This is a genomic window from Pantoea sp. CS_6 (genome assembly GCF_041954745.1).
Taxonomy (GTDB): domain Bacteria; phylum Pseudomonadota; class Gammaproteobacteria; order Enterobacterales; family Enterobacteriaceae; genus Pantoea; species Pantoea stewartii.
On the sequence record NZ_JAVAYG010000002.1, the window covers coordinates 477,022 to 485,520 of the forward strand.

Below are 8,499 nucleotides of genomic sequence, written 5' to 3' on the forward strand. Positions count from 1 at the left end.
TCAGAGGGCTTTGGTCAGACACACAGAAGCGGGCTTATCGACATAAGCGCCGTAAGGGGCGGTTTCCTGAAAATGGCAACGATGATAAAACGCCACTGCGCGGGTATTCACCCGGCGCGTTGAACACCGCAGCGCGCGATAGCCACGCGCGCGGGCAATCTGCTCAAGCGCGGCCAGCACGGCCGCGCCCGTACCGGGGATATCGCGGGTGGAAAACATGCGCTTCAGCTCGGCTGTCTCAGGGGAGACATGCACCAGCGCCCCACAGCCAATTGCCTTGCCCTGGCTGTCTCGGGCCAGCACCCAGGTCGCCGCCTCAGGCGCGCTGAAGTGCTGTGTCCCGGCATCGCCAGTAAGGGCAGACAGTTCCGCTGACAGCCGTGCCGTCAGGACCTGTAACGCCGGGGTTGCTGCCTCGACAACCGCCACGGTTATCACGGCTGTTGCCCCCAGCGGCTGCGCAGGTAATTCACTGCTGGCTGCGTTTGTGGCTGATTCAGGTAGTCTTCCCGGAACAAAATCGTGCCGCTGACCTGCGGCAGGGAGGCGTTAAGGTCAAGCTGACGTTTCAGTTCCGGCACGCCGCCCTGAATCGTCCATTCCGGCTCGTTTTTGGCGGGCACCCCGACTTTGTATAAGGCGATACCGATATACAGACGCGTTTTAGTCGGCTTAACAACGTTAGCCCACCAGTTCGCCAGCACATCGTAACGGGCGGCGCTGCGTGAGAAGGGCCAGTAAATCTGGGGCGCAATATAATCCAGTAAGCCGTCCTGTACCCAGCGGCGTGTATCCGCATAGGACTCATCGTAGGCCGCCGCGCCGCGCGTATCCGAGCCGGCAGCATCGTGCGAACGGTTACGCCAGACGCCGGCCGGGCTGACGCCAAACTCCACCTGCGGCTTGAGCTGCTTGATCGTGTGAGAAACCTGCTCGATCAATAACTGTGTATTATGCCTGCGCCAGTCTGCCTTCGAGGCAAAGCCCTGGCCGTATCGAATAAACGTCTGACTGTCGTTCAGGGGCGAGCCGGGCGACTCGGCGTAGAAGTAATCATCAAACTGCACGCCATCGATATCGTAGTGTTTTACAACTTCAGCCACGATGCTGGTTATCCAGTCACGCACATCCGGAATGCCGGGATCGAGCACGTAACGATCCCCGGACGTGCGAATCCAGTCACGATGCAGAACAAAGACGCTGGCAGGCTGCTGTGACAGGGTGCGGTTCAGCTCGGCGACCGTTGAGGGTTTGGTATTCACGGAAACGCGGTAGGGATTAAACCAGGCATGCACGCGCATACCGCGCTTATGGGCTTCATCCAGCATAAACTGCAGCGGATCAAAGCCTGGGTTCTGACCTGTTTCGCCTGTCATCATGTCTGACCAGGGCAGGATCTTCGATGCCCACAGTGCGGTGCCATCCGGTTTGACCTGAAAGAACACCGTATTGATTCCCAGGCTTTTCAGCTTGTCGAGTTTATCGGTCAGCGCACGCTTTTGCTGACTGACGCGCAGCGCCTCATCGCGGATATTCACCGAGGCGATCGGTGGCCAGTCGAGACGGGAAACCGTCGTCAGCCAGACGCCGCGTACAGGCACATTCTCCCGCACCGGTTGGCTGGTTACCGGCGGTTTACTGACGGTCGGAAAGGGCGTGACCAGCGATTTTGGCGGTTCCGACGAACAGCTGGCTAATAACAAAGCCGAGGCGGCGAACAGGCCGGCTCGGCGTCCCGTACGGGCGCGATAAACGTCGCGAAAAGTGGCGATGATAAACTCCGTGTCGCGTAGTCCTTAACTGGAACAGTATTCTGATCCTATTTGGCGTAAAGTCAATCAACCCGGCCTGTCTATACTTATCACCTGATGACAGGGGGCAGACGATGCACACTTTTAAAGGAAATAAACAGGCGCTACCGGTGCGCTACTGCAGGCAGTGCCATAAACCCATGACCTGGCGTAAAAAGTGGGCAAAATGCTGGGATCAGGTACTGTACTGCTCTGAACGTTGCAGGCGACAGCGTCGAAATACCGCTGACGGAGCATAACATTTTCGCGCGCCGCCTGGCTTTGCCGCCTCGGTGAAACATTTAGCAAAAGTTAACCTGAATTTTACACGACTGTTCTCACGCGCCGTTGCGATTACTGTACCAGGCTTAATAAAAACAAAAACAGTCAGTCTGGAGCAGCAATGAAAGAGCAAAACAGGACGGAAGGTGTGAAACCCTATGATGGCGCAGCGGGCGGCTGGGGTGCCCTGAAAGCGGTAGCAGGGGCGATTCGTGGTCAAATGGCCGTGAAACAGGACGTGATTGCCTTATTTAAAGTTAACCAGCCTGAAGGCTTTGACTGTCCCGGCTGTGCCTGGCCCGATCCCAAACACACGTCCTCCTTTGAGTTCTGTGAAAACGGCGCGAAAGCGGTGTCATGGGAAGCCACCAGTAAACGCACGACACCTGAGTTTTTCGCGGCCCATCCGGTCAGCGAATTGTGGCAGCGCAGCGCTTACGAGCTTGAAGGCGAAGGCAGGCTGACGCATCCAATGAAATACGATCCGGTAACGGATACCTATCAGCCCATTGAGTGGCAAACCGCCTTCAATGAAATTGGTGAGCGGCTGCGCAGTTATCACAATCCCGACAGCGTGGAATTTTATACCTCAGGACGTGCTTCCAACGAGGCCGCCTTTCTGTGGCAGCTGTTTGCCCGCGAATTTGGCACCAACAACTTCCCCGACTGTTCCAATATGTGCCACGAGCCAACCAGCGTCGGCTTACCTGAATCGATTGGCATCGGCAAAGGCACGGTAGAGCTGGATGATTTTGACCATTGCGATCTGGTGATCTGTATCGGTCATAACCCCGGTACAAACCATCCGCGCATGCTGGCCACGTTGCAGGAGGTGTCGAAACGCGGTGCGAAAATCGTCGCGATCAATCCGTTGCGCGAACGGGGACTTGAGCGTTTTACCGCCCCGCAAAATCCGGTACAGATGGTGACGCTGAGTTCAACGGAACTGGCGTCAACCTATTACAAAATCCGGGTTGGCGGTGATGCGGCCATGCTTAAAGGCGTGATGAAGTGCCTGATGGCGATGGATGAAGAGGCCAAAACCCGCGGCAATCCTGGCGTGTTTGACGCCGCGTTTATCGCTGAACATACGCAGGGCCTGGATGCCTTAAAAGCCGACCTTGAGGCGACGGACTGGGCGCATATTCTTAACGTTTCGGGTATGTCACGCGAACAGATTGAGCATATCGCGCAGCTTTACGCTAATGCTGAACGCACGATCATTTGCTATGGCATGGGAATTACTCAGCATCAGTATGGCACGCAGAACGTGCAACAAATTGCGAATCTGCTGCTGTTACGCGGCAATATGGGCAAGAAGGGCGCGGGCATTTGTCCGTTACGCGGTCACTCGAATGTGCAGGGCGATCGTACCGTTGGCATCACCGAAGTTCCCTCCGAAAGCCTGCTGAAGCGTATCGAAGCGGTCTTTGGTTTCACGCCACCGACAAAACACGGACACAGTGCCGTTATGGCCGTTCAGGCCATTCGCGATGGTGAGATAAACGCACTGCTGTGCCTGGGCGGTAATCTGGCCGAAGCCATGTCGGATCCACAGCAAACCTTTGCTGCGATGCGCAAGCTGGATATGGTGGTGCACATGGCCACCAAACTGAACCGCTCGCATTTGTTGCTGGCAAAACACAGCTATCTGTTCCCGGTGCTTGGCCGCACCGAGATTGACCAGCAACAGTCTGGTGCACAGAGCGTGACGGTTGAAGATTCCATGTCGATGGTACACGCCTCACGCGGCACGCTCGATCCGGCGTCGCCTCATCTGAAATCCGAACCCGCGCTCATCGCGGGCCTGGCCAAAGCCACGTTGCCGGACACGGTCGTGGACTGGGACACGTTGACAGGCGACTACAGCCTGATTCGTGACGCCATCGAAGCGGTGATTCCGGGTTTTGACAACTTCAACGAACGTATTCAGCAGCCGGGCGGGTTCCGTTTACCGAATGGCGCGTCTGAACGTGTCTGGCATACGCCATCGGGCAAAGCACAATTCCTGGTGATGGAGGGCATCAATGAAGATCCGCGCTCGTTGAAATGTCATGATCTCGTTCTGACGACACTGCGCAGTCACGATCAGTACAACACCACGCTCTACGGGCTGGATGACCGCTATCGCGGCGTTTCAGGCCGCCGCGACATTCTGTTTATCAGTGAAAACGAGGCGGAGAAAAAGGGGGTTCGCATGGGCGATCAGGTTAACATCATTGCGCTGGACCCGGACGGCAATCCTACTCATCGCCGTCTCGATAATCTGACTATCGCAGTGCATGATATGGCCGAAGGATCGGTAGCGGCCTATTATCCTGAAGCTAACGTGTTAATTCCCTTAGACAGTTACGACACAAAAAGCGGTATTCCCTCCTATAAAAGCACACCGGTGAGGATGGAGCTGGCCCGCGCCGACGTGCCGGTTGAGGCGTCCGCAACGCGCCGTTAAACGTCCGTCCAGCTAAACCAATCCTGAACGAAGCGCCATCTGAGTGGAAATCCGCCCTCAGATGGCTATACAATCGCCGCGAATTTTACGCAAGAGGCAACCTACATTGGACACAAGTCCCGAACGATTACACCAGGCTTCTGCAGTAAGATAGTTTTGGCTGTCTTAACTGCACGTTAAGACGGCGGCTGTATCAACATCCTTCCCTGACGTGATGCGCTTTGCATCAACGCCCGCTGTAATCCATTTTATTCATCTTTGTTTTTCCGTACTGCGCCTGCCGCGCGGCGGAGAGAGGTTTATCATGGACTGGAAAATCTTTTTACTGCGCGTATCGGCCGCGCTGATTCTGGGTGCGCTCATCGGCAGCGAACGTCAGCTGCGTCAACGCATGACCGGCTTACGTACTAACGCGCTGGTCAGCACCGGTGCCTGTTTGTTCGTTCTGATGACGCAGTGTGTTCCCGGCATTGCCACCGACGCCACTCGCGTTGCCGCCTATGTGGTTTCCGGTATCGGCTTCCTGGGTGGCGGTGTGATTATGCGCGACGGATTAAACGTTCGCGGCCTAAATACCGCCGCCACCTTGTGGTGTACCGCGGCCGTCGGCGTCCTGTGCAGCATGGGGTTGTTACTCGAAGCCGCGATAGGTTGCATGGTGATTCTCTGTGCCAACATTCTGTTGCGTGAACTGGCGCTGGGCATTAATCGCCAGTCCATCGTGTCGGCCGACGAGGCAGTACAACATTACAAAGTGCAGATCGTTTGTCTGGCGCAGGATGAAGTTCAGGTGCGCAGTTTGATGCTGCATAGCCTGGGCAACAGCGGCCTGCGCCTGCAATCGCTCCACAGTGAAGATTTGGATCCGCCACATCGCATGGAAGTGAATGCCGAAGTGATGGGCCAACCCAGCATGACCGGACAGCTGGAAAGTCTGGTAAGCCGCATTAGCCTGGAGAAAGGGGTCAGTTCGGTGCGCTGGCAGGTATGCGGTCTGGATGCGAGCGAAAACGGATAGCACAAAAAACAGGCGCCGCTACGTGAATTCTGATAAAAGAGCAGGGGAGTTATGCGTCAGATTTCGCGTAGCGTTGTTATTTATTCGCGAAAATCCGTTTCCAGGTGCGCTTTTTTACGCTATATAAAGAGAGCCTGCCGTTTGAGTGTAAGGTTAAGTAAAGCAGAGCGTAGATATTTCTACAAGCGATTGAATGGGTTATAAAAGCCCTTAGCGTTGCTCACCTTGTTATCTTTACTGTGCGGATTATTCGATGAAGCGTAAAACCTCATTCTTTTTTCTTTCCGGCCTTATGCTCCTGCTTTCTGGTTGCAGTCATCATCATTCAGATGAACCCAAGGACACCGCCGCCGCTGACGCATCGCAAAACCCGGATTTGATTCCTATCGTCGCGGCGTTGCATGACCAAATGCACACCTGGCATGATACGCCGTACCAATGGGGCGGCACACAGCTGTCTGGCGTGGATTGCTCGGGCTACGTCTGGCGAACCTTGCACGATCGTTTCAATCTGCCAATGGACCGCGTCACCACAGCCGATCTGCTGCATATGGGCGTTCGTGTCACACCGGAACATCTGCAACCAGGCGATCTGGTGTTTTTCCGCATTGGTGGCGGCATGCACGTAGGCTTCTACGATACGGATAATCAGTTTATTCACGCGTCGGCCAGCAAGGGCGTGATTCGCTCATCACTGAACAACCCATACTGGAAATCGGTTTATTACCAGGCGCGTCGTCTGACGCGAGAATACGGGGCACAGGTGACACTGAACAGAGCCAGCTAAACGTGAATTATGCCAGGCAACGCTACGTGAAATCTGCCAATCCAGCACAGGGATAAGCGCCAGTTTTTTACGTAGCGTTGTTGTGATTTGTGGGTACAGAAGCGGACAAAAAGAAGCGGTGAGGCAGGAAAGGCGTAAACGGGCTGACTGAGTGCGTAACCGGACATCTTATTTAACATAATATACATTATGCGTACTTTTATACATCAGGCTCCGATATGGGGTGTTCTGCGTCTTTTCCGGTTTTGCACCATTTTCTCTGCTTTTTCGCTTTGTCTTCGCTTCGCCTGTTTATGTGCTCTCATATCTCGTCTTCAGGCCACATCAAAATCTGATGCCGTGCGCGTTACCAGTGATAACCGAGTCACCACTGCAACTCATGTCTGTCACCCGAAACGCGCATCAGCCGTTCTTGATGACAACTCACCTGACGTTGAGAAAACATCTTACAGGCAGTGAATACCGAAAAGCGGCGACGTGATGTTTTGCCTGGTTCCATCGCTGAGGCTGATCAGCCACGAACTGACGTCTGCAACCTGAACTGACGCGGCTACGTAAAAATTAGCGTACTGAGGTACCGAAATCCCCACAACATTCACCCATATCGATTAATACGAAACGCTGTCTGATATCGGTACCCACAGATCTATGATGCCTGATGAAGGATATTAAAAGCCAACCCAGAGGCCGGCCCCGAATTTAGCAGTTTGCAAGGTGCTCACGTTGACTATTAACTTCCTCATTGGCCTTCCAGGCAATGAATATTTAAGGATGTTTGAAAATTTGCGTCACATAAAACTGCGCGGATAATTGCGAGACGGGTTGAGGCAAAAGCGGATCAAAAAACAGACCATCGTGGTAAGCAATCCAGTGACGTGTCCCGGTTTTAACGTTATTCCAGCGACCATGAAAAATACCACAATCCGTCGGTACGCTGGCCCCGTTGTGTCTTTTATACGATACGTTCTCTAATCCCTTATAACCCAGAAATCTTTTCATTTGCGCGAGATTGACACGTTTCTTCTTGTCGCAGAAGCCATTTTCCATAGCAATTGACAACATCTCATCATAACTTTTTTGATGTAATCGGGCCATAACCGCGATACCACATCCTTCGTCGTCTGATGGCTGTTTAATATGCAAATACGTCATTTTAGGTTCTCCTTAACGCAATAGCTGATGTGAATTAACTAATATCGGCTTCTAAAGACGTTTCTTGAAAAAAATAACGATGTCGCGGTGTAATCACAACGCGCGTTATCAAAATATGGCGTGCCTCGAAAAAAGACCGCCCTTTTCTTTTTTATTCTGCGTTTAATGAGCATAGAGAGTGATGGTCAGTCTCAATTAACGTTACCGGACAAGGCAAGTGCCTGTTTATGGCCGATGCACGCTGTCCTCAAATATCGCCAGGTTTCCGTCGGGATCGCAAAAATAAACGGACATCGACACCTGATGATCGCTGACTGTATAAGGTATGGATTGCGCGACCAGGATGCGTAATAACTGACAGAAACACGTGGCATCCAGGCTAAATGCCACGGTGTTACCCGGCGGCTGATGGGTTCTTAAAAACAGCGATATTACGGCAGCATTATTTTTCAGCACCAGTGGACCGCCCTGCGTAAACCAAAACAGCAACGATTCATCGCGTGAAAAACCCAGCACCCGTTTATACCAGTGTTCTGCTTTCTTCAGGTCATGCACATAAATATGGACGTGGTCGATCTTGAGTAAGTTCACTTTCACCTCTTTGGTCAGGCGTAAAGAGAACCAGCATTAAACAGATTATGCCGTGATGCAAAAGCACGCGCACATAATAGCCTGCTATTTAACATAAATCAGAATTGCAAAAAAAACGAGGCGAATTAATCAGAGCCGGTCAGAATGCATTCAGGTATATTGCAGAGGCAACAGGCTCATAATATTGGCGGGATAAACCGTTTCGGTTGTTTCACTGAGTGCTTTGACGGTCCACCAGCGCGAACTGGCAATGACTGATTTCTCATTTTCACTCCAGCCCAGTGTGTTAATCTCGTTCCCTGCGGCAGTAACAATAAAGAACCGCTCATGTGCCTGCACGATCTCGCCCGAAGGCAGCGTCATGGCAAAGCATCGCTCACCGACAGACGGACCCACATCGGCACGGTGAATGCCGGTTTCTTCATAC

Annotated in this window: 8 protein-coding genes and 1 pseudogene; 4 read left to right on the forward strand and 5 right to left on the reverse strand. The window is 53.2% G+C overall.

What is annotated here, in order from left to right; all coding sequences use genetic code 11:
- Both RAC90_RS05190 and RAC90_RS05195 read right to left on the reverse strand, forming a co-directional pair.
- Positions 1–438: a GNAT family N-acetyltransferase gene (locus tag RAC90_RS05190; protein WP_375124051.1), complete on the reverse strand. Its 438-nt coding sequence runs from the start codon at positions 436–438 to the stop codon at positions 1–3.
- Entirely contained in the window at positions 435–1,772 is a 1,338-nt protein-coding gene (locus RAC90_RS05195) for a glycoside hydrolase family 10 protein (RefSeq protein WP_110267494.1), read from the reverse strand. Before RAC90_RS05195 ends, RAC90_RS05190 begins: the two co-directional genes overlap by 4 nt.
- A 113-nt stretch (positions 1,773–1,885) precedes the next feature.
- Between RAC90_RS05195 and RAC90_RS05200 the strand changes: the two genes are divergently transcribed.
- The 4 genes from RAC90_RS05200 (at position 1,886) to RAC90_RS05215 (ending at position 6,329) form a co-directional block, all read left to right on the forward strand.
- Positions 1,886–2,050 carry a DUF2256 domain-containing protein gene (locus RAC90_RS05200; RefSeq protein WP_072021698.1) on the forward strand — a complete coding sequence of 55 codons (165 nt, stop codon included), beginning with the start codon at positions 1,886–1,888 and terminating at the stop codon, positions 2,048–2,050.
- Positions 2,051–2,193: 143 nt separating this feature from the next.
- The gene (locus tag RAC90_RS05205) at positions 2,194–4,524 is read left to right on the forward strand and encodes an FdhF/YdeP family oxidoreductase (RefSeq protein WP_375124052.1); all 2,331 of its coding nucleotides are present in this window, start codon (positions 2,194–2,196) and stop codon (positions 4,522–4,524) included.
- Between the two features lie 304 nt (positions 4,525–4,828).
- Positions 4,829–5,542, forward strand: a complete 714-nt coding sequence (locus tag RAC90_RS05210) for an MgtC/SapB family protein (RefSeq protein ID WP_033741675.1) — start codon at positions 4,829–4,831, stop codon at positions 5,540–5,542.
- A gap of 253 nt (positions 5,543–5,795) precedes the next feature.
- Positions 5,796–6,329 carry a C40 family peptidase gene (locus tag RAC90_RS05215; protein ID WP_033741678.1) on the forward strand — a complete coding sequence of 178 codons (534 nt, stop codon included), beginning with the start codon at positions 5,796–5,798 and terminating at the stop codon, positions 6,327–6,329.
- Between the two features lie 765 nt (positions 6,330–7,094).
- Here RAC90_RS05215 and RAC90_RS05220 read toward each other — a convergent pair.
- From RAC90_RS05220 to RAC90_RS05230, 3 genes and pseudogenes are all read right to left on the reverse strand, one after another.
- Positions 7,095–7,481, reverse strand: coding sequence for a hypothetical protein (locus tag RAC90_RS05220; RefSeq protein ID WP_058701894.1), 387 nt, complete (start codon positions 7,479–7,481; stop codon positions 7,095–7,097).
- A gap of 225 nt (positions 7,482–7,706) precedes the next feature.
- On the reverse strand, positions 7,707–8,072 hold the full coding sequence (locus RAC90_RS05225) for a VOC family protein (protein ID WP_375124053.1): 366 nt from the start codon (positions 8,070–8,072) through the stop codon (positions 7,707–7,709).
- 150 nt (positions 8,073–8,222) lie between these two features.
- Positions 8,223–8,499 (reverse strand): annotated as a pseudogene (locus RAC90_RS05230) (DNA mismatch repair protein MutT); the annotation flags it as partial.